General features: G+C 69.7%; 19 protein-coding genes and 2 tRNA genes. 18 read left to right on the top strand and 3 right to left on the bottom strand.

Features of this window, described 5'->3' with window-relative positions:
• Positions 1–179: 179 nt before the first annotated feature.
• The 3 genes from ACWDYJ_RS24485 to ACWDYJ_RS24475 all read left to right on the top strand — a co-directional run bounded on the left by ACWDYJ_RS24485 (position 180) and on the right by ACWDYJ_RS24475 (position 1,159).
• Positions 180–389 carry a hypothetical protein gene (locus ACWDYJ_RS24485; RefSeq protein WP_451567731.1) on the top strand — a complete coding sequence of 70 codons (210 nt, stop codon included), beginning with the start codon at positions 180–182 and terminating at the stop codon, positions 387–389.
• Positions 386–871, top strand: coding sequence for an HD domain-containing protein (locus tag ACWDYJ_RS24480; RefSeq protein WP_451567730.1), 486 nt, complete (start codon positions 386–388; stop codon positions 869–871). The genes ACWDYJ_RS24485 and ACWDYJ_RS24480 overlap by 4 nt, the downstream gene beginning before the upstream one ends.
• A gap of 93 nt (positions 872–964) precedes the next feature.
• Positions 965–1,159 (top strand): hypothetical protein, encoded by a 195-nt coding sequence (locus ACWDYJ_RS24475; protein ID WP_451567729.1) that lies wholly within the window; start codon positions 965–967, stop codon positions 1,157–1,159.
• A gap of 82 nt (positions 1,160–1,241) precedes the next feature.
• On the opposite strand, the gene ACWDYJ_RS24470 is transcribed toward ACWDYJ_RS24475, so the two are convergent.
• A tRNA-Gly gene (locus ACWDYJ_RS24470) sits at positions 1,242–1,315 on the bottom strand.
• Positions 1,316–1,494: 179 nt separating this feature from the next.
• Between ACWDYJ_RS24470 and ACWDYJ_RS24465 the strand changes: the two genes are divergently transcribed.
• The 5 genes from ACWDYJ_RS24465 (at position 1,495) to clpX (ending at position 6,222) form a co-directional block, all read left to right on the top strand.
• Positions 1,495–1,571: transfer RNA gene (locus tag ACWDYJ_RS24465), tRNA-Pro, on the top strand.
• Between the two features lie 164 nt (positions 1,572–1,735).
• A complete protein-coding gene (gene tig, locus ACWDYJ_RS24460; protein WP_451567728.1) occupies positions 1,736–3,139 on the top strand; it encodes a trigger factor in 1,404 nt (467 codons plus the stop codon).
• Positions 3,140–3,413: 274 nt separating this feature from the next.
• The gene (locus ACWDYJ_RS24455; protein WP_451567727.1) at positions 3,414–4,031 is read left to right on the top strand and encodes an ATP-dependent Clp protease proteolytic subunit; all 618 of its coding nucleotides are present in this window, start codon (positions 3,414–3,416) and stop codon (positions 4,029–4,031) included.
• A 100-nt stretch (positions 4,032–4,131) separates the two neighbouring features.
• A complete protein-coding gene (locus ACWDYJ_RS24450; RefSeq protein ID WP_451567726.1) occupies positions 4,132–4,782 on the top strand; it encodes an ATP-dependent Clp protease proteolytic subunit in 651 nt (216 codons plus the stop codon).
• Positions 4,783–4,935: 153 nt separating this feature from the next.
• A complete protein-coding gene (gene clpX / locus ACWDYJ_RS24445) occupies positions 4,936–6,222 on the top strand; it encodes an ATP-dependent Clp protease ATP-binding subunit ClpX (protein ID WP_451567725.1) in 1,287 nt (428 codons plus the stop codon).
• Between the two features lie 77 nt (positions 6,223–6,299).
• Here the strand turns inward: clpX and ACWDYJ_RS24440 are convergent, their stop codons facing one another.
• Both ACWDYJ_RS24440 and ACWDYJ_RS24435 read right to left on the bottom strand, forming a co-directional pair.
• On the bottom strand, positions 6,300–7,235 hold the full coding sequence (locus tag ACWDYJ_RS24440) for a hypothetical protein (protein WP_451567724.1): 936 nt from the start codon (positions 7,233–7,235) through the stop codon (positions 6,300–6,302).
• 93 nt (positions 7,236–7,328) lie between these two features.
• Positions 7,329–7,952 (bottom strand): hypothetical protein, encoded by a 624-nt coding sequence (locus ACWDYJ_RS24435; RefSeq protein WP_451567723.1) that lies wholly within the window; start codon positions 7,950–7,952, stop codon positions 7,329–7,331.
• Positions 7,953–8,051: 99 nt separating this feature from the next.
• Between ACWDYJ_RS24435 and ACWDYJ_RS24430 the strand changes: the two genes are divergently transcribed.
• The 10 genes from ACWDYJ_RS24430 (at position 8,052) to rodA (ending at position 21,122) form a co-directional block, all read left to right on the top strand.
• Positions 8,052–10,673, top strand: a complete 2,622-nt coding sequence (locus ACWDYJ_RS24430; protein WP_451567722.1) for a valine--tRNA ligase — start codon at positions 8,052–8,054, stop codon at positions 10,671–10,673.
• A gap of 150 nt (positions 10,674–10,823) precedes the next feature.
• Positions 10,824–11,972 (top strand): sensor histidine kinase, encoded by a 1,149-nt coding sequence (locus tag ACWDYJ_RS24425; protein WP_451567721.1) that lies wholly within the window; start codon positions 10,824–10,826, stop codon positions 11,970–11,972.
• Positions 11,973–12,198: 226 nt separating this feature from the next.
• A complete protein-coding gene (gene folC, locus ACWDYJ_RS24420; RefSeq protein ID WP_451567720.1) occupies positions 12,199–13,737 on the top strand; it encodes a bifunctional tetrahydrofolate synthase/dihydrofolate synthase in 1,539 nt (512 codons plus the stop codon).
• A 7-nt stretch (positions 13,738–13,744) separates the two neighbouring features.
• Positions 13,745–14,089: a DUF4233 domain-containing protein gene (locus ACWDYJ_RS24415; RefSeq protein WP_451567719.1), complete on the top strand. Its 345-nt coding sequence runs from the start codon at positions 13,745–13,747 to the stop codon at positions 14,087–14,089.
• 99 nt (positions 14,090–14,188) lie between these two features.
• Entirely contained in the window at positions 14,189–14,599 is a 411-nt protein-coding gene (gene ndk, locus ACWDYJ_RS24410; protein WP_451567718.1) for a nucleoside-diphosphate kinase, read from the top strand.
• 296 nt (positions 14,600–14,895) lie between these two features.
• A complete protein-coding gene (locus ACWDYJ_RS24405; RefSeq protein ID WP_112453164.1) occupies positions 14,896–15,915 on the top strand; it encodes a rod shape-determining protein in 1,020 nt (339 codons plus the stop codon).
• Positions 15,916–16,082: 167 nt separating this feature from the next.
• On the top strand, positions 16,083–17,033 hold the full coding sequence (gene mreC, locus ACWDYJ_RS24400; protein ID WP_451567717.1) for a rod shape-determining protein MreC: 951 nt from the start codon (positions 16,083–16,085) through the stop codon (positions 17,031–17,033).
• Positions 17,034–17,036: 3 nt separating this feature from the next.
• Positions 17,037–17,732, top strand: coding sequence for a rod shape-determining protein MreD (gene mreD, locus ACWDYJ_RS24395; protein WP_451567716.1), 696 nt, complete (start codon positions 17,037–17,039; stop codon positions 17,730–17,732).
• Between the two features lie 13 nt (positions 17,733–17,745).
• Entirely contained in the window at positions 17,746–19,914 is a 2,169-nt protein-coding gene (gene mrdA, locus ACWDYJ_RS24390) for a penicillin-binding protein 2 (RefSeq protein WP_451567715.1), read from the top strand.
• An 8-nt stretch (positions 19,915–19,922) separates the two neighbouring features.
• A complete protein-coding gene (gene rodA / locus ACWDYJ_RS24385) occupies positions 19,923–21,122 on the top strand; it encodes a rod shape-determining protein RodA (RefSeq protein ID WP_451567734.1) in 1,200 nt (399 codons plus the stop codon).
• Positions 21,123–21,128: the final 6 nt, after the last annotated feature.

Below are 21,128 nucleotides of genomic sequence, written 5' to 3'. Positions count from 1 at the left end.
CAGGCGGCGCCGCCTGCGACCCGGCCCGCGCACCGCATCCGGCCACGACCCCCACGAGGACCACCCCGCCGGCAACCCCCCGCACCCACCGCTTCACGATCACCCCCGGAGCCTACGACCGGGCCACTCACCGCCCCCTGGCCGGTCCCCCCGGCCAGGGGGCCGCATGCCGTGCCGCCATGGACCGTACGCTCGCCGCCGACCTCGCCCGGCTCCCCGACCTCCTCGCCGCCCTCCGCGACGCCGCGGCCGCCGAGGTCTTCGTCACCCCCACCGTCTACGGGGGAACCCCCGCCCCGCGCGCCGCGTTCTCCAACTGGCGTACCACGCAGGCGGACGTACGCCGGGCCGCGCAGGCCCTTCGTACGCCAGCGAGGGAGCTCCCATGACCGCCCGACCCCTGACCCTCCCGGAGGTCGAGGCCTTCGCCCGCGCGGCGCACGAGGGCCAGACCGACAAGGCCGGCCGGCCCTACGCCGAGCACCTCGCGGCCGTGGCCGAAGGCGTCCGCCTGCGCGGCGGCAGCGCCGACCAGCAGGCCGCCGCCTGGCTCCACGACGCCGTCGAGGACGACGCTCTCACCCACGACCAACTCGCCTCCGCCGCTCTCCCCGACCCGGTCAAGGAGATGGTCCTGGCCCTCACCAAACGCCCCGGGGAACCTCTCGCGGAGTACACCGCCCGCATCCTCGCCACCCCGGGCGCCGCTCTGGTGAAGGAGGCCGACCTCGCGCACAACGCCGACCCCGTACGGCTCTCCGTACTCGACGAGCCCACCCGCGACCGCCTGTCCGCGAAGTACGCGTATGTCCGTTCCCTCCTCGGCATCGGCGAGGCAAAGGAGCGTGGCGATTCGTCACGAGACGGGTAGGCGGGGCCCGTTGGTGGGAGGATGGTTCCTGTGGGGGTGCGCACGGCTGAACACCCCGGGCCGACCAGGGGACGACCGAAGGTGTGATCAGTAGTGGCCATTTCGCTGTCAGTGGTGGTTCTGTTGGCGGTCATCCTGGTGGTGCTGATCCGCGGCAACCACCTCAAGGCCGGCCCCGCGATCATCGCGGTCCTCTTCGGCTTCTTCCTCGCCTCCAGCTCCATCGCGCCGGACGTGAACCGCTTCCTGAACTCCCTGGCGGACACCATCGCGGGCATCAAGCTCTAGGGATGTCCTGCGGTCGTCCTGCCCCCGGAAACGACTGAGGGCCAGGTCGAGGAAACGTCCTCTGACCTGGCCCTTAGTGCTGTGGAGCGGGTGACGGGAATCGAACCCGCGTAGCTAGTTTGGAAGACTAGTGCTCTACCATTGAGCTACACCCGCACACGATGCGCCGCCGATCCGGGGACCGTGGCACGGACAGCATCCTAGCGGGTCGCGCAGGGGGAGTGCACACCGCTTTCGCGGGCGGTGCGAGGCCCTGTGCTCGCGCGTGTGCGCGCTCGCCGGGGAAACGCGCGTGTCGGAGGGTCTCCGGGCATGTACCCTACGTGTCGCACCGACGGGGTGTGGCGCAGCTTGGTAGCGCGTCCGCTTTGGGAGCGGAAGGTCGTCGGTTCGAATCCGGCCACCCCGACCACCAGTACGGCCCTCACGAAGATCGCGTTGTGGGCTGATTGCCGCTTGCGGTTACTATGCAAACTGCGTGCCCGTGTGTCTGATGGACCGGGCCCCATCCGCTGAAACGCTGAATCGCAGCGTTCCGGCAGAACCCCAAGCAGTCAGCCACAAGGAGACCGAACCGTGAAGAGCGCCGTGGAGACCCTGAACCCGACTCGGGTTCGGCTCACTGTTGAGGTGCCCTTCGAGGAGCTCAAGGACAGCCTCGACGCGGCGTACAAGAAGATCAACCAGCAGGTCACGGTGAAGGGCTTCCGCAAGGGCAAGATCCCGGCCCGCGTCATCGACCAGCGCTTCGGCCGCGGTGCGGTGCTGGAGGAGGCCGTCAACGACGCCCTCCCGAAGTTCTACACCGAGGCGGTCAACGAAGCCGACCTGAACCCGCTGGGCCAGCCTGAGGTCGACATCAAGGAGCTGAAGGACGGCGAGCTGCTGTCCTTCACCGCCGAGGTGGACGTCCGCCCCGAGATCGAGATCCCGGACTACTCCGGCATCGAGGTCGAGGTCGACGCCGTCGTCGTCACCGACGAGGACGTGGAGGAGTCGGTCGAGCAGCTGCGCGGCCGCTTCGCGTCCACCAAGGACGTCGAGCGCGCCGCCCAGGACGGCGACGTCGTCACGATCGACCTCGAGGCCAAGGTCGACGGCGAGGTGCTGCCGGACGGCGTCGCCTCCGACGTGTCCTACACCATCGGCTCGGGCGAGCTCCTCGAGGGCATCGACGAGGCCGTCAAGGGCCTGGAGGCCGGTGGCGAGACCACCTTCACCTCCCAGCTGAAGGGCGGCTCCGCCGAGGGCAAGGACGCCGAGGTCACCGTCAAGGTCACCAAGGTCTCCGCCCGTGAGCTGCCGGAGCTGGACGACGAGTTCGCGCAGATGGCGAGCGAGTTCGACACCCTGGACGAGCTCAAGGCGGACAGCCGCAAGCGCCTTGAGAACATGAAGCAGTACGACCAGGCCACGCAGGCCCAGGAGCGCGTCCTGGAGAAGCTCCTGGAGCTGGTCGAGGTCCCGATCCCCGAGAAGCTCCTCGCGGACGAGGTCCAGACCCGCAAGCACAACCTGGAGCACCACCAGCTCGGCCAGATGGGTCTGACCATCGAGAAGTACCTGGAGTTCCAGGGCAAGACGGTCGAGGAGTTCGACGCCGAGACCTCCGAGCAGGCGGTCAAGGGCATCAAGACCCAGTTCGTCCTCGACGCGCTGGTCAACAAGGAGAAGCTGGGCGTCAACCAGGAGGAGCTCACCGAGCACCTCATGCGGCGTGCGCAGTCCTCCGGCATGTCCCCCGACCAGTTCGCCCAGGCGGTCGTCGAAGGCGGCCAGGTCCCGATGCTGGTCGGCGAGGTCGCTCGCGGCAAGGCCCTCGCGGTCGTCGTCGAGAAGGCCAAGGTCACCGACACCAACGGTGAGGTCGTGGACCTCTCCGACGACGAGGACGAGGCCGAGGTGGCCGAGACCGCCGCCGAGGTCGTCGAGTCCGTCGTCGACGGTGACACCGAGGTGGCGGCCGACGAGGCCAAGTAACACCCCGGGCGAAGCCCACTGAGCAGTGCTCCGAAGGGCCCGGACGCGGTCGCGTCCGGGCCCTTCGGCATGGCCGCCGGAAGGCCCCGCGACCTTGCGCTCCGAGCGAACAGTTCGGGAAGCGGGATGGCGTTGTCCTACCTGCGCGTTAGGGTCCATGAATACGAGGGCACGGGAGTACCCGACGCCGGCGGGCATCGCCCGCCCGGTAGGTCCGCGCCCCAGAACAGACGCTGAGACGGCAAGTGGCCGTCGGAGACGAGCAGGTGGATACGTGACGAATCTGATGCCTTACGCCGCGGGTGAGCCGTCCATCGGTGGCGGCCTCGGTGACCATGTCTACAACCGGCTGCTCAGCGAGCGGATCATCTTCCTCGGGCAGCAGGTCGACGACGAGATCGCGAACAAGATCACGGCGCAGCTCCTGCTCCTGGCCGCCGAGCCGGACAAGGACATCTACCTGTACATCAACAGTCCGGGTGGCTCCGTGACGGCGGGCATGGCCGTGTACGACACCATGCAGTACATCAAGAACGACGTGGTCACCATCGGTATGGGCATGGCGGCCTCCATGGGCCAGTTCCTGCTCACCGGCGGTACGGCGGGCAAGCGCTTCGCGCTGCCGAACACCGACATCCTGATGCACCAGGGCTCCGCCGGCATCGGCGGCACCGCCACGGACATCAAGATCCAGGCCCAGTACCTGCTGCGCACGAAGCAGCGCATGGCTGAGATCACCGCCCTCCACTCGGGCCAGACGGTCGAGGCGATCATCCGCGACGGCGACCGCGACCGCTGGTTCACGGCGGAAGAGGCCAAGGCGTACGGCCTGATCGACGAGATCATCTCCGCCGCGTCCCTGGTCCCGGGCGGCGGTGGCACCGGGGCCTGATCCCGGCCCCCGGCGCGCGACTTCCCGTACGCCCGCCCGCCCGTACCAGGCAAGCCTCAGCCCGCAGAACGCCACCAGGACGGTGAACACCCAGATGTACATGAACAACCTCTCTCCCGCGAGCGGCCTCCACACCGGCGCGTCGGTGGACAACCGCTACGTCATCCCGCGCTTCGTCGAGCGCACCTCGCAGGGCGTGCGCGAGTACGACCCGTACGCGAAGCTCTTCGAGGAGCGCATCATCTTCCTCGGCGTGCAGATCGACGACGCCTCGGCCAACGACGTCATGGCGCAGCTGCTGTGCCTGGAGTCGATGGACCCGGACCGCGACATCTCCATCTACATCAACAGCCCCGGCGGCTCCTTCACCGCGCTGACGGCGATCTACGACACGATGCAGTTCGTGAAGCCTGACGTCTCGACGGTCTGCATGGGCCAGGCGGCCTCCGCCGCCGCGGTCCTGCTCGCCGCCGGCACCCCCGGCAAGCGCATGGCCCTGCCGAACGCCCGTGTGCTGATCCACCAGCCCTCCGGCGGCACCGGCCGTGAGCAGCTCTCCGACCTGGAGATCGCGGCCAACGAGATCCTCCGGATGCGTGACCAGCTGGAGACCATGCTGGCCAAGCACTCCACGACGCCGATCGAGAAGATCCGCGACGACATCGAGCGCGACAAGATCCTCACTGCCGAGGACGCGCTGGCGTACGGCCTGATCGACCAGGTCGTCGCCACGCGCAAGAGCTCGCACTGATCCTTGCCGCCAGTTGGCGTGGTCACGCTGCCGCATCCGGCGATGTGAACCACGTCAAGGGGGCCCCGTTCGGGGCCCCCGGCAAGGTACCGTCGGATATGAGGCACCAGGAGCGCTGAACCAGGCGTCTCCCAGGCGAAGGGGAAGCACCTCGTGGCACGCATCGGTGACGGCGGCGATCTGCTCAAGTGCTCGTTCTGCGGAAAGAGCCAGAAGCAGGTGAAGAAGCTCATCGCAGGACCCGGTGTGTACATCTGCGACGAGTGCATCGACCTCTGCAACGAGATCATCGAAGAGGAACTCGCGGAGACCTCCGAGGTCCGGTGGGAGGAACTCCCCAAGCCCCGTGAGATCTACGAGTTCCTGGAGAGCTACGTCGTCGGCCAGGAGCCGGCGAAGAAGGCGCTCTCGGTAGCGGTGTACAACCACTACAAGCGCGTCCAGGCCGGCGAGAACGGCGGCGCCCAGAGCCGGGACGACGCGATCGAGCTCGCGAAGTCCAACATCCTGCTGCTGGGCCCCACTGGCTCCGGCAAGACGCTCCTCGCGCAGACGCTCGCCCGCATGCTGAACGTCCCGTTCGCCATCGCCGACGCGACGGCGCTGACGGAGGCCGGCTATGTCGGCGAGGACGTCGAGAACATCCTGCTCAAGCTGATCCAGGCCGCCGACTACGACGTCAAGAAGGCCGAAACCGGGATCATCTACATCGACGAGATCGACAAGGTCGCCCGCAAGAGCGAGAACCCGTCGATCACGCGCGACGTGAGCGGTGAGGGCGTCCAGCAGGCCCTCCTGAAGATCCTGGAAGGCACGACCGCCTCGGTCCCGCCGCAGGGCGGCCGCAAGCACCCGCACCAGGAGTTCATCCAGATCGACACGACGAACGTGCTCTTCATCGTGGGCGGAGCCTTCTCCGGCCTCGAGAAGATCATCGAGTCGCGTGCGGGGGCCAAGGGCATCGGCTTCGCGGCGACCATCCGCTCGAAGCGGGAGATCGAGGCGAGCAACCAGTTCCAGGAGGTCATGCCGGAGGACCTGGTGAAGTTCGGGATGATCCCCGAGTTCATCGGTCGTCTGCCCGTCATCACCTCCGTGCACAACCTGGACCGCGAGGCCCTGCTCCAGATCCTCATCGAGCCGCGCAACGCGCTGGTCAAGCAGTACCAGCGGCTGTTCGAACTCGACGGTGTCGAGCTGGACTTCGAGCGCGAGGCGCTGGAAGCCATCGCGGACCAGGCGATCCTGCGCCAGACGGGCGCGCGGGGCTTGCGCGCCATCATGGAAGAGGTCCTGATGTCGGTGATGTACGAGGTCCCGTCCCGCAAGGACGTGGCCCGCGTGGTCATCACCTCGGACGTGGTCCGCTCCAACGTCAACCCGACGCTGGTCCCCCGGATCGTCCCGAAGGACCAGGGCCCGCACGAGAAGTCGGCGTAACCGACGCCAGGTTGTACGCGTAGGGGGCGCCCCGGCCGGTCGGCCGGGGCGCCCCCTTTCTCGTGCCGCGGGCCCGGTCAGGCCTTGGTGCGCGAGGTGTCGTAGAGCTTCGCGGCCAGAGCCGCGACCTCGTCGAGGGTGGCGCCGGGCCCGCCGGTCAGCATCGAGGCCGGGTCCAGGACGTTGATCGGGGCCAGCGTCGACTGATCGGCCCAGACGCAGGTCGGGACCTCCATGCCCGTGGGCGTCTTGCCCGTCGGGGGCTTGAGAGGCGTCATCTTGATGGTGGCGCACTTCAGCACGTTGCCCTTGAAGCCGGCCGGGGTGATGGGCTTGGGGGCGCCGACCAGCTCGGACTTGAAGCCCGAGGCCTGGGTCGCCTTGTTGGGCTGGCTGAAGGCGGCGAACCAGGCGTCGACCGTCTTCTCGGGGTCGGCGATCTCGCCCCAGTACCCCTTGGCGGTGAGCACCTTGCCCTTCTTGTCCCCACCGAACTGGTACTGGGCGCCGGTGGCGGTCGGGTTCTTCACGCCCAGCGCCTCGAAGTTGGCCTTCTCCTCCGGCTTGAGCGGGGCGTTGGGGTCGGGCGCACCGGGATCCTGCGGCCTCCCCTGGTAGCTGTCCACCGACTCGGGGAAGGCCAGTTTGTAGCCCTTGGTGTCGGCCGCCGCCGAGCCGCCGCCCGGGCCGCCGTCCTTCAGGAAGTACCAGCCGCCGCCCGCGATCACGGCCACGACCAGGACCACCGCGATGACGGCGCCGGCCTTCGACTTCTTCGGGGGCTGCGGGGGCATGCCGCCGTACGGGGGCTGCTGGTAGCCGTACTGCTGCTGGGGCGGCGGCTGCTGGGCGTAGCCCTGCGGCGGGAGGCCGGGCGGCGGGGGCTGCTGCGGGTAGCCGTAGCCGGGCTGCGGGGCGGGCTGGCCGTACGGCGGCGGCGGCGGGGGCTGCTGCCCGTACGGTCCGGGCTGTTGCGGCTGCTGTCCGTACGGCCCCGGCTGGTTGTAACTCATCCCGCGTCCCCCCATGAGGTTGCTTTATCTGTTCCTCACATCCTGTCGGAGGGGCGGCCGTGCCGGGGCGCCGGGGTCCCAGGCGTTACGGAACTACGACGCCGGGACCTCCATGACGGCCCGCAGCGCACGGGCCCGCTCCGCCAGCGACTCCATCGTGACCGGCGGGTTCTCGATCGGGACGGTGACCGTCACCAGGGAGCTGTGGTCGGCCCACATGCACAGCGGCAGGGACCCGCCGCCGATGGCGAGCGGCCCGCAGCGCATCGCGCCGCCTTCCGGCTTCCCGGCCTCGTGTTCCGTGATCTCCGCCTCCTTGACCCCCATGCCCTTGAGCGCGCCGGTGAGTTCGGCGCCCGGGTCCTTGTCGCCGAAGGTGCCGGACGCGCCGCTGACGACCAGCTGCGCGGTGCCCGCCTGGTCGGCGTACACCACGGCCACCCGCTCGTTGCCGTCCAACGCCCCCTGCCCCTTCTTGATGGCGTCCACGCGCGGCCCGGAGTCCTGCAGGGTCAGCGACTGGAAGGAGGCGGGCGGGACGAGCCGGTACCGGCCGGCGTCGTCGGGGACGTCGTCGCCCAGTACCGCGCCCATGGCCAGCCTGCCGATGGCCACCGCCGCGGCGGTGACCAGCACCGCGCCCGCGATCTTGAGGGTGCGCTTGGTCCTGGACGGTGCGGGCGGGCTCTGGACGGCGTACGGGGTGATCTCGTTCATGGTCGGCATCAGACGGGGTCGGAGCGGCCGAGGTCAACAGCAGGCCGCAGCGCGGTATCGATTCGTAACGGAGGCGGAGCCGCCCGTATCCTGGGCCCCGTGACAGAGAACACGCAGACACCCAGCGCCCCCAACTCCGAACTGCCGACCCAGTACGCGCCGGCCGAGGTAGAGGGGAAGCTCTACGAGCGCTGGGTGGAGCGTGGGTACTTCACGGCCGACGCGTCCAGCGAGAAGCCGCCGTACACCGTCGTCATCCCGCCGCCGAACGTCACGGGCTCCCTCCACCTGGGGCACGCTTTCGAGCACACCCTGATCGACGCCCTCACCCGCCGCAAGCGCATGCAGGGCTACGAGACGCTGTGGCAGCCCGGTATGGACCACGCCGGCATCGCCACCCAGAACGTCGTCGAGCGCGAGCTGGCCAAGGAGGGCAAGTCCCGCCACGACCTGGGTCGCGAGGCCTTCGTCGAGCGCGTCTGGCAGTGGAAGGCCGAGTCCGGCGGTCAGATCTCCGGGCAGATGCGCCGCCTCGGTGACGGCGTCGACTGGTCCCGTGAGCGCTTCACCATGGACGAGGGCCTCTCGCAGGCCGTCCAGACCATCTTCAAGAAGCTCTACGACGACGAGCTCATCTACCGCGCCGAGCGCATCATCAACTGGTGCCCGCGCTGCCTCACCGCGATCTCCGACATCGAGGTCGAGTACCAGGACGACGAGGGCGAGCTCGTCTCGATCCGCTACGGCGAGGGCGACGCCTCGATCGTTGTCGCGACCACCCGCGCCGAGACGATGCTCGGTGACACCGCCGTCGCCGTCCACCCCGAGGACGAGCGCTACAAGCACCTCGTCGGCACCGAGATCGAGCTGCCGCTCACCGGCCGCCGCATCCCGGTCGTCGCCGATGAGCACGTCGATCCCGAATTCGGCACGGGCGCCGTCAAGGTGACCCCGGCGCACGATCCGAACGACTTCGAGATCGGCCAGCGCCACGGTCTGCCGAACCTCGCCGTCATGGACGAGCGCGCCGTCATCACGGCGCACGGACCCTTCCAGGGCCTGGACCGGCTGGAGGCCCGTTCCGCCATCGTCGCCGCCCTGCGCGCCGACGGCCGGATCGTCGCCGAGAAGCGCCCGTACACGCACTCGGTCGGGCACTGCTCGCGCTGCAAGACCACCATCGAGCCCCGCCTGTCCCTCCAGTGGTGGGTCAAGGTCGGCCCGCTCGCCAAGGCCGCGGGTGACGCGGTCCGCGACGGCCGGGTCAAGATCCACCCGCAGGAGATGGAGAAGCGCTACTTCGACTGGGTCGACAACCTCCACGACTGGTGCATCTCGCGCCAGCTGTGGTGGGGTCACCGCATCCCGGTCTGGTACGGCCCGAACGGCGAGATCGTCTGCGTCGGCCCGGACGAGCAGCCTCCCACGGGCGAGGGTTGGCACCAGGACTCCGACGTCCTGGACACCTGGTTCTCCTCCGGCCTGTGGCCCTTCTCCACGCTCGGCTGGCCCGAGCGCACCGACAGCCTGGCGAAGTTCTACCCGAACTCCGTCCTGGTCACCGGCTACGACATCCTCTTCTTCTGGGTCGCCCGGATGATGATGTTCGGCCTCTACGCGATGGACGGCACCCCGCCGTTCCACACCATCGCCCTCCACGGCATGGTCCGCGACGAGCGCGGCAAGAAGATGTCGAAGTCCTTCGGCAACGCCGTCAACCCGCTGGACTGGATGGACAAGTACGGCTCGGACGCCGTCCGCTTCACCCTGGCCAAGGGCGCCAACCCGGGTGTCGACGTCCCGATCGGCGAGGACTGGGTCCAGGCTTCCCGCAACTTCGCCAACAAGATCTGGAACGCCACGCGCTTCGCGCTGATGAACGGCGCCACGATCGAGGGCGAGCTGCCGGCCCCGGAGCAGATGTCGGCGACCGACCGGTGGATCCTGTCGCGGCTCAACAAGACCGTGGCGGAGGTCGACGCGTTCTACGAGGACTACCAGTTCTCGAAGCTCAGCGAGGCCCTCTACCACTTCGCGTGGGACGAGGTCTTCGACTGGTACGTCGAGCTGTCGAAGACGACGTTCTTCGCGGGCGGCGAGGGCGCCAAGGTCTCGGGCCGGGTCCTGGGCGAGGTCCTGGACACCACGCTGCGCCTGCTGCACCCGATCGTCCCCTTCGTCACGGACACCCTGTGGACCACCCTGACCGGCGGCGAGTCCCTCGTCATCGCCGAGTGGCCCAAGGACAGCGGTTTCCGCGACGAGGCCGCCGAGGCCGAGATCGAGAACCTCCAGGCCGTCGTCACCGAGGTCCGCCGCTTCCGCGCCGACCAGGGTCTGCAGCCCGGCCAGAAGGTCCCGGCCCGCCTGGACCTCGCGGGGACCGCGCTGGCCGCGCACGAGGGGGCCATCCGCCAGCTGCTGCGCCTCCAGCCGGAGGGCGAGGACTTCAGCGCCACCGCCACCCTGCCGGTCGCGGGCGCCACGGTCGCGCTGGACCTGTCCGGCACCATCGACGTGGCCGCCGAGCGCAAGCGGCTCTCCAAGGACCTCGGCGCCGCCGAGAAGGAGAAGCAGCAGGCCGAGGCGAAGCTCGGGAACGAGGCCTTCCTGGCCAAGGCTCCGGACAACGTCGTGGACAAGATCAAGGGCCGGCTGGCCAAGGCCGGGGCGGACATCGCCCGGATCCAGGCCCAGCTGGACGCGCTCCCGCCCGCCTAGCCACCGCGTACGAGAGGCCCCCGTACCGTCGTTCCGCGACGGGGCGGGGGCCTCTCGCATGGGGATGGGCTCCCGAATTCGTGCCGTATTTCCCTCCACATCTCCCGTCCCCTGATCCGATGCGGGTCGCGACCACGGATGATGGAGGACATGTACGTCAAGTCGGCCGCCTCGGCGCCGCACCGGGTCGTGGCCTTCGGCCGCCGGCTCGCCGGGGCCTGGACGTCCTCACCCCGGGGGCTGGACGTCCTCACGGCGCTGAGCTGCCTGGCCCTGGTGGCACTGGACCTGCCCGGCCTCGCCGCCGCCGACAACTCCCTGGACGGATGGCTCGCCGCCCTCGTGCTCGCCGCGGGGTGCGCCACGCTGCTGGTGCGGCGCCGGATGCCGTGGGTGGCGTACGTCACGGCCCTGCTGTTCGTCGGCTGGCTGCACGAGCTCACGCTGATCCAGTTCGCGCTGTACTCCGTCGGCCGCTACCGGGGGCGCCGGGCCGGGATCCTGGCCACCCTCGGCTACGTCGCCTTCGCGCTCGCCGTGTTCAGCGTGCCGGGCTGGCCCGGGCCGAAGGCCGAGTCCCTCAGCGCCTTCCTCAGCCTGGTGGTGCCGATCGGGGTGCTCGCCTCGGCCGTCGGGATCGCCGCCTGCCGGCACGACCTGGTGCGCGAGCTCGGGGCCCGGCGGGCCGAGTCGGCCGTGCTGAACGCCGTCCAGCAGGAGCGCACTTCGGTCGCCCGCGACGTCCACGACTTCGTCGGGCGGGAGCTGACCCTGCTGACGGTGCGCTCCGAGGTGCTGTCGACGCGGGCGCGCGAGACGGCGTACGCGAAGGACTTCGAGGAGCTGGCCGACACCGCGCGACGGGCGCACCTGGTGCTGAACGAGATCATCGTGCAGCGCGGGGAGCGGGCTTCGACCCCCGGCGTGGACGGGCTGGGAGCGCTGGCGCGGGAGAGCGGGCGGGCCGGTTCGCCGGTGCGGCTGTCGATGGATCCCCGGGCACGCGCCCTGTCGCCGCTGCGGCAGGCGGCGGTCTACCGGGTGGTGCAGGAGTGCCTGACGAACGCGGCCAAGCACGCCCACGGTGAGACGATCGAGGTGTCGATCGCCACGGACGGCCCGCAGCTGCGGATCGTCGTCAGCAACGCCCTCCCGGACCGCGCCGCGGGCCGCGCCCCCGTCTCGGCGGGAACCGGTACGGCGAGCATGTCCGAGCGCGTCCGCAGCCTGGGCGGCACCCTGACGGCGACGCGCACTGAGGACTCGTACGAGGTCCTGGCCACCCTCCCGCGCGCCTAGGCCCTGTCCGGAGGGGCCCGCCCTGACCGGGACCACGGACGGCTCAACGAGGACGATCGCGTGTCCCGTGCGCAGACGAGGGTGTCGGCGGTGCCTGGATTCATCCCCACGCCGGTGCCGGCCTGCGGCATTCGGTCCCCGATGGCGATACGGACGCATTCGGTGCCGAACGTCCCGAAACAGCCGGGCCGAAAGTCCAGCGGTCCCTCGTCCGTAGACTGGGTGCGTGAGTGAGCAGCAGCCCGAGAGCCACGACCGCCCTGACGTCGACCCCGACGACTCCTTCGACGAGTTCGACCAGATAGTGGCGGAAGAATCCGACCGCGACCCCGACCTGGCGGTGATCGAGGCCGGGAGCCGCACCCTGCGCGCCCAGGCCGGACCGCCCCAGGGCGGCGACCCGGTGCCGTCCCGCCCGGAGGACCCGGAGGTGGCGAAGGCACTGCTGGAGGTGGAGCAGGAGCTGGCCACCCGCTGGGGTGAGACCAAGCTGGAGCCGTCGGTCAGCCGCATCGCCGCGCTGATGGACGTACTGGGGGAGCCGCAGCGCGCGTACCCCTCGATCCACGTCACCGGCACCAACGGCAAGACCAGCACCGCCCGCATGATCGAATCCCTGCTGAACGCCTTCGAACTGCGCACCGGCCGCTACACCAGCCCGCACGTGCAGTCGGTCACCGAGCGGATCAGCCTGGACGGGGCGCCGATCAGCGCCGAGCGCTTCGTCGAGGCGTACCACGACATCAAGCCGTACGTGGAGATGGTCGACGCCGCCGAGGAGTACCGGCTGTCGTTCTTCGAGGTGCTCACCGGCATGGCGTACGCGGCCTTCGCGGACACGCCCGTCGACGTGGCCGTGGTCGAGGTCGGCATGGGCGGCAGCTGGGACGCCACCAACGTGATCGACGGCTCGGTCGCGGTGGTCACCCCGATCAGCCTCGACCACACCGACCGGCTCGGCTCCACGCCCGGCGAGATCGCCCAGGAGAAGGGCGGCATCATCAAGCAGGGCGCCACCGTGATCCTGGCGCAGCAGCCGGTGGACGCGGCGCAGGTGCTGCTGAAGAAGGCCGTGGAGGTCGACGCGACCGTGGCCCGGGAGGGCATGGAGTTCGGCGTCGTCTCCCGCGAAGTGGCGGTCGGCGGCCAGATGCTGACGCTGCGCGGGGTGGGCGGCGAGTACGACGGCATCTTCCTGCCGCTGTACGGCGCCCACATGGCGCACAACGCGGCGGTCGCGCTGGCCGCCGTCGAGGCCTTCTTCGGCGTCGGCGCGGAGCACGCGCGCGAGCTGGACGCGGACACCGTACGCAAGGCCTTCGCCTCGGTGACCTCGCCGGGCCGCATGGAGGTCGTACGCCGCAGCCCCACCGTGGTCCTGGACGCGGCGCACAACCCGGCGGGCGCGCGGGTCACCGCGGAGGCGGTCACCGAGGCGTTCGGCTTCAGCCGCCTGATCGGGGTCGTGGCCGCGAGCGAGGGCAAGGACGTCAGGGGGGTCCTGGAGGCCTTCGAGCCGATCTTCGCCGAGGTCGTCGTCACGGAGAACTCCAGCCACCGGGCGATGGGCGCCGACGAACTGGCGGCCGTCGCGGTCGAGGTCTTCGGCCCCGACCGGGTGCGGGTGGAGCCGCGGCTGGACGACGCGCTGGAGGCCGCCGTCACCCTGGCGGAGGAAGAGGCGGAGTACGGAGGGGCCGGAGTCCTGGTGACCGGTTCCGTGATCACGGTGGGCGAGGCCCGCCTGCTGTTCAAGAGGGGCTGAGGAATCGATGCGCACGCTCTGCGCGAGCACGCTGATCGGTGAATTCTTCATCGTCGGCTTCGCGGGCCTGGTGGCCATGAAGAACCCGGACCTGACGCAGGCCCAGGTGTGGACGGTCTGCGGTGTGACGATGCTGCTGTCGGTGCTGCTGTGCGGGATGCTGTCGCGCCCCGGCGCGGTGCAGCTCGGCTGGGCGCTGCAGATCGGGCTGATCGCGAGCGGGTTCGTGGTCCCCATGATGTTCGTCCTGGGCGCGCTCTTCGCCGCCCTGTGGTGGTGCTCGGTGCACTACGGCCGGAAGATCGACACGGTGAAGGCCCGGTGGGCCGCGCAGAGCGAGGCGCAGGCCTGAGCCCCACGAGTTCCACAGGGGTCCGGGGCCCGCGCGACGGCGTCACCGGGCCCCTGTAGCCTCGGGTAACCGCACCCGTATGCCGCAAGGAGTTACAACATGACCCAGCGCACGCTCGTCCTGCTCAAGCCGGACGCGGTCAGGCGTGGCCTGGTGGGCGAGATCATCGGCCGGTTCGAGCGCAAGGCCGGCTGGACCATCCCCGCGCTGGAGCTGCGCACGCTCGAGCGGAACATCCTGGAGCAGCACTACGCCGAGCACGTGGGGCGCCCGTTCTACGAGCCGCTCATGGGCTTCATGTCGAGCGGTCCGGTCGTCGCCCTGGTGGTCGAAGGGGAACGCGTGATCGAGGGGGTCCGCCAGCTGGCCGGACCGACCGACCCGATCGCCGCGGCGCCGGGCTCCATCCGCGGTGACTTCGGCACCATCACCCGGGAGAACCTGATCCACGCCTCGGACTCCGAGGAGTCCGCGGAGCGCGAGCTGAAGCTGTTCTTCCCCGCGCTGTGAGCACTCCTTCCTGACGTGACATCAGCCAAATAGCGCTCATGACCTGGGGCGACCGAAGTAATTTCGGTCGCCCTTCGGTATATCCGGCCGCGAGCGGGAACGTCTGGACAGAACACGACGTCACCACTGAGGGGGCGGGTATCCGTTCCGGCGCGATTGCCGGAGTCCCGTCGCGCGATGTCCGTACGTGCGGCACTACGATGGGGCCTCCACCCACACACCCACCTCGCCGACCTGACAGCAGCCGCTATCAAGTGGAAGGCCAGACGCTCCTCATGGGGAACAAGGGGAACAACATGTCGTTCATCGGCCGTGACATGGCGATCGACCTCGGGACCGCCAACACGCTGGTGTACGTGAGGGGCCGGGGAATCGTCCTGAACGAGCCGTCCGTGGTCGCCATCAACACGAACACCGGCGGCATCCTGGCGGTCGGCACCGAGGCGAAGAAGATGATCGGCCGGACGCCCGGCAACATCGTCGCCGTACGGCCCCTCAAGGACGGCGTGATCGCCGACTTCGAGATCACCGAGCGGATGCTCCGGTACTTCATCCTCAAGATCCACAAGCGCCGCTACCTGGCCCGCCCCCGCGTGGTGGTCTGCGTGCCCTCCGGCATCACCGGAGTGGAGCGCCGCGCCGTCATCGAGGCGTCCACGCAGGCCGGTGCCCGTCAGGTGCACATCATCGAGGAGCCGATGGCCGCCGCCATCGGTGCGGGCCTGCCCGTCCACGAGGCCACCGGCAACATGGTCGTGGACATCGGCGGCGGCACCACCGAGGTCGCCGTCATCTCCCTCGGCGGAATCGTCACGGCACAGTCCATCCGGGTGGCCGGTGACGAGCTGGACAACGCGATCATCCAGCACATCAAGAAGGAGTACTCGCTCCTCCTCGGCGAGCGCACCGCCGAGCAGATCAAGATCACCATCGGGTCGGCGTACGACCTCGACAAGGACGAGCACACCGAGATCCGCGGCCGCGACCTCGTCTCCGGCCTGCCGAAGACCGTCGTCATCTCGGCCGCCGAGGTGCGCAAGGCCATCGAGGAACCCGTCAACGCCATCGTCGACGCGGTCAAGACCACCCTCGACAAGTGCCCGCCGGAGCTCTCCGGCGACATCATGGACCGGGGCATCGTCCTGACCGGCGGCGGAGCGCTGCTGCGCGGCCTCGACGAGCGGCTGCGCCGGGAGACCGGCATGCCGATCCACATCGCGGAGGACCCCCTCGACTCGGTCGCGCTCGGCTCCGGCAAGTGCGTAGAGGAGTTCGAGGCGCTGCAGCAGGTTCTGGACGCCCAGCCCCGGCGTTGACCAAACCCCTGGTAATGGGGCATGCGGAACACAAGGATCCGCCGTACGGGTGCTACCGCGCCCGTGCGGCGGATCGTTGATATACAGGCACGGTCCGGTCAAGCCCCGGCTCCGCCGGAGTGGCTTCACCGCACGAGGGATCTACGAGGAAGGCACGGCCGCCGCACGTGAGGGACACACGAGAGAGCCGGCTGCTCCTGGTGCTTCTGATCGCCATCGCGTTCGCATTGATCACGGTGGACATCAGAGCGGGCGAGGAGTCGCCGGTCGACGGTGCCCGACAGGCCGCCGCCGCGGTCTTCGGGCCGGTCGAGAAGGGCGTGGCGACCGCGGTGGACCCGGTCGCCAACGCCATAGGGGCCGTACGCGACTCCGGTGAGCGCCACAACCGGATCGCGACGCTCGAACGCGAGAACGCCGCGCTCAAGGCCAAGCTGGGCAGCGACGAGCAGACCCGCAGCCGGATCCACGAGCTCGACGAGATGCTCAAGCGGGCCGGCGCCGGACAGTACGGCATCAAGGGCGCCGAAGTCATCGCGATAGGAGCGGCCCAGGGCTTCTCCTGGACCGTCACCATCGACGCGGGCAGCAAGGACGGCATCGAGCGCGACATGACCGTCCTCAACGGCGACGGACTGGTCGGCCGGGTCACCACCGTCGGCCCCGACACCGCCACCGTGCTGCTCGCCAACGACCCCGACTTCACCGTCGGCACCCGCCTGGAGAAGACCGGCGAACTCGGCTTCGCCACCGGCCAGGGCGACCGCGCCCTGTCCGTCCAGATGCTCAACGGCAAGGCCAAGGTCAGCCCCGGCGACCGCCTGGTCACCTTCGGCTCCCGGGCCAACAAGCCCTTCGTCCCCGGCGTCCCGCTCGGTGAGGTGGTCCGCGTCGACCCGTCCGGCGGCGGCCTCACCCGCACCGTGCACGTGCGCCCGTTCGTCGGCTTCTCCCGCCTCGACATCGTCGCCGTGGTCGTGATGCCGCCCCGCGAGGACCCGCGCGACGCCGTCCTGCCGCCCAAGCCCGAGCCCCCGAAGCCCATGCCGACGGTCACCGTCACGGTCACGCCCTCCCCGAGCGTCTCCGGCCGGCCCGCCGACGAGGAGGAGAGCTGAGCCATGCGCTTCAACCGGATCCTGCTCTCCTCCGCCCTCGTCGTGGTCGCCCTCGTCGTCCAGGTCACCATCCTGGGCCGGCTCCAACTCCCCGGCGCCGTCCCCGATCTGCTGCTGCTCACCGTCGTCGCCCTGTCCCTGGTGTACGGGTCGACCTCCGGCGCCCTGCTCGGCTTCAGCGCCGGACTGCTCGCCGACCTGGCCCCGCCCGCCGACCACGCCGCCGGCCGCTACGCCCTCGTGCTCTGCGTCATCGGCTACCTCGTCGGCCTCGCCCGCCCGGACAGCGGGCGCTTCCGCTCGGCCTGGGGCCCGATGCTCACCGTGGTCGCCGCCGCGTTCGGCTCGATCCTGCTCTACGTCGCCCTGGGCGCCCTGGTCGGCGACACCGCGGAACGCCACGTCGGCCTAGGCGGTCTGCTGTTCACCGCCATTCTCTACGACCTGCTGCTCGCTCCGTTCACGGTGCCGTTCGTCATGGCCCTGGCCCGCCGCGCCGAGAACGACCCGATGGCGGTGGCGGCGAACGGGGGACAGCCGCAGGGGACCGACGTCTCCTCCGGCTGGCTGGCCGGCGGAACCGGCCTGCGCATCGGCAGCCAGCGCGGCGGACTGCGGCTCAGGAGCTCGCGCAGCCTGGCCAACAAGGCCGGCCGGATAAAGGGCGTCAAAGGCGTGAAGAGCGTCAGGAAGCTGTGACGGGGGAACATTCGTGACCAACATTCCCGAGACCGGCCGCACCCCCAGGGTGCAGATCCGGCTCGTCATCATTCAGGTGCTCGTCTTCTCGCTGCTGTTCACGCTCGGCGGGCGCCTGTGGTACCTGCAGATCCGCAACGGCCACGAGTACGCCGACGAGGCCAGGAGCAACCACGTCCAGCGCGTGGTGCAGCCCGCCGTGCGCGGCTCCATCCTGGACGCCCGCGGCGTCCCGCTCGCGGACAACGAGACCCGCCTGGTGGTCTCCGCGTCCCGCACCGAGCTGATGAGGATAAAGGACAGGGGCAAGGCCGTTCTGACCCGCCTCGCCGAAGTCCTGGACATGAAGCCGCAGGACGTCATGGACAAGGTGCGGCTCTGCGACTCCCAGACCCCCAAGCCCTGCTGGAACGGCTCCCCGTACCAGCCGATCCCGGTCACGCTGGAGGCCACCACCCAGCAGGCCCTCCAGATCCGCGAACGCCCCGAGGACTTCCCCGGCATCACCGCCGAGCCCACCGCCGTACGCCGCTACCCGGCGCCCGGCGCGGCCCGCACCTCGCAGGTGCTCGGCTACCTCTCCCCGGTCACCGACGACGAGATCCAGAAGGCCAAGGACACCGACTCGCCGCATCTGCGCTCGGACCAGGTCGGCCGCTCCGGGATCGAGCGCACGTTCGACAAGGAGTTGCGCGGCAAGGCGGCGGTCACCTCGTACGAGGTCGACAACCTCGGCCGGGTCATGGGCCAGACGAAGTCCGACCCGGGCGTGGCCGGGTCCACCCTTGTCACCAGCATCGATGCCAGGGTCCAGTCCGTCGCCGAGTACGAGCTGCACCAGGCGATGAAGACCGTCCGCCAGGAGACCGACAAGATCACCGGCCGCAAGTACGAGGCCGACGCGGGCGCCGTGGTCGTGATGGAGACGAAGACCGGCCGCGTCGTCGCGATGGCCTCGCAGCCCGACTACGACCCCAACGTCTGGGTCGGCGGCATCTCCGGCCAGGACTACGCCAAGCTCACCAGCGAGAATTCCAACTACCCGCTGCTCAACCGGGCCATCCAGGGCCAGGCCCCCGCGGGCTCCATCTTCAAGGTGGTGTCGGCGAGCGCGGCCGTGCGGGCCGGCTACCCCTTCGACGGCAGCTACAACTGCAGCGCCTCGTACAACATGGGCGGCCGGAGCTTCGCGAACTTCGAGTCCAAGGGCCACGGCCCCATCTCCCTCGGCGAGGCCCTCAAGTTCTCCTGCAACACCGTCTTCTACGCCCTCGGGCACAAGGAGTGGAACCGCGACGGCGGCCTGAGCCCCAACAAGGACACCCACGACTGGTTCTACAAGACCGCCCGGGAATTCGGACTCGGCTCCGAGACCGGGATCGACCTGCCGAACGAGGTCACCGGCCGGATCCCCGACCGCCAGTGGAAGAAGAGCTTCTGGGAGGCCAACAAGGCCTCCTGGTGCAAGCAGGGCAAGAAGGGCGGCACTTACGTCGAGCAGATCGCCTACGAGAACTGCCTCGAAGGCAACCAGCTGAAGGCTTTCGACAGCATCAACTTCGCCATCGGCCAGGGCGACGTCCTCGTCACCCCCATCCAGATGGCCACCGCCTACGCCGCCATCAGCAACGGCGGCACCCTCAACAACCCCACCGTCGGCAAGGCCGTGATCAGCCCCGACGGCAAGATCCAGGAGATCAAGCCCACGTCCCACGGAAAGCTGCCGGTCGACGCCAAGACCGTCAGCGACCTCGACAAGGCCCTGCGCACCGTCGTCGAGCCCGGCGGCACGGCCGCCTGGCGGTTCGGCGGCTGGCCGCAGGACAAGATCCCGATGCGGGCCAAGACCGGCACCGCCCAGGTCTACGGCAAGCAGACCACCTCGTGGCTGGCGACCTACACCGACGACTTCACGATCGTGATGACGATCTCCCAGGGTGGCACCGGATCCGGCGCCTCGGGTCCCGCCGTGCGCAACATCTATAACGCGATGTACGGCCTCACCATGGACGGCAAGCAGGACCTCGGCAAGGCCCTGCTGCCCAAGCCGCAGGCGGCGCTGCCCGCCGTCCAGCCCGACGGCACCATCGAGGCTCCCGAGATCAGGCCGTACGTGCCCCCGTCCCCGGAGGAGCTCGCGCCGCCCGCGCTCGCCGGTCCGCCTCCCCTGCTGCATGACTGAGACGAATGATGCAGACCGCCAACAAGTTTTCCGTATCCCGGTACGAACCCAAGAAGGGCCCGCTCGCCCGGCTGACGGCCCGTGACTCGGTCCTGCGCCGGCTCGACTGGCCGATACTGCTGTCCGCGCTCGCGCTGTCGCTGATCGGCGCCCTGCTGGTGTGGTCCGCGACCCGCCACCGGGACACCCTCAACCAGGGCGACCCGCAGTACTTCCTCTGGCGCCACCTGCTCAACACCGGCATCGGCCTGGTCCTGATGATCGGGACGGTCCTGCTCGGCCACCGCACCCTGCGCGGTGCGGTGCCGGTCCTGTACGGGCTCTCGCTGGTGCTGGTCGCGGCCGTGCTCACCCCGCTCGGCGCCACCATCAACGGCGCCCACGCCTGGATCGTCGTCGGCGGCGGCTTCTCGCTCCAGCCGTCCGAGTTCGTGAAGGTCACGATCATCCTGGGGATGGCGATGCTGCTGGCCGCCCGCGTGGACGCGGGCGACCTGGAGCATCCCGAGCACCGGACCGTGGTCAAGGCGCTGTGCCTGGCCGCCGCGCCCATGGGCATCGTGATGCTGATGCCCGACCTGGGGTCGGTCATGGTGATGGTCGTGATCACGCTGGGGGTGCTGCTGGCCTCCGGCGCCTCCAACCGCTGGGTGCTCGGGCTGATCGGCGCCGGGACGGTCGGCGCGATCCTGATATGGCAGCTGGGCGTGCTCGACCAGTACCAGATCAACCGCTTCGCCGCCTTCGCCAACCCCGAGCTCGACCCCTCGGGCGCCGGCTACAACACCAACCAGGCGCGGATCGCGATCGGCGGCGGCGGACTCCTGGGCGCGGGCCTGTTCAAGGGCCCCCAGACCACCGGACAGTTCGTGCCGGAGCAGCAGACCGACTTCGTGTTCACGGTGGCGGGTGAGGAGCTCGGCTTCGTCGGCGGCATCGTGATCCTCGCCCTGCTCGGGGTGGTGCTGTGGCGGGCCTGCGTGATCGCCCGCGAGACCACCGAGCTGTACGGGACCATCGTGGCCGCCGGGATCATCGCCTGGTTCGCCTTCCAGGCTTTCGAGAACATCGGGATGAACCTGGGCATCATGCCGGTGGCGGGTCTGCCGCTGCCCTTCGTGTCCTACGGAGGATCGTCGATGTTCGCCGTGTGGGTGGCGGTCGGGCTGCTGCAATCCATCCGGGTGCAGCGGCCGATGTCGGCCTGAGACGCC

This window comes from Streptomyces sp. NPDC003042 (assembly GCF_053591315.1).
Note: the sequence above shows the minus strand (reverse complement) of the source record. Positions and strands in the feature narration are given on the sequence as shown.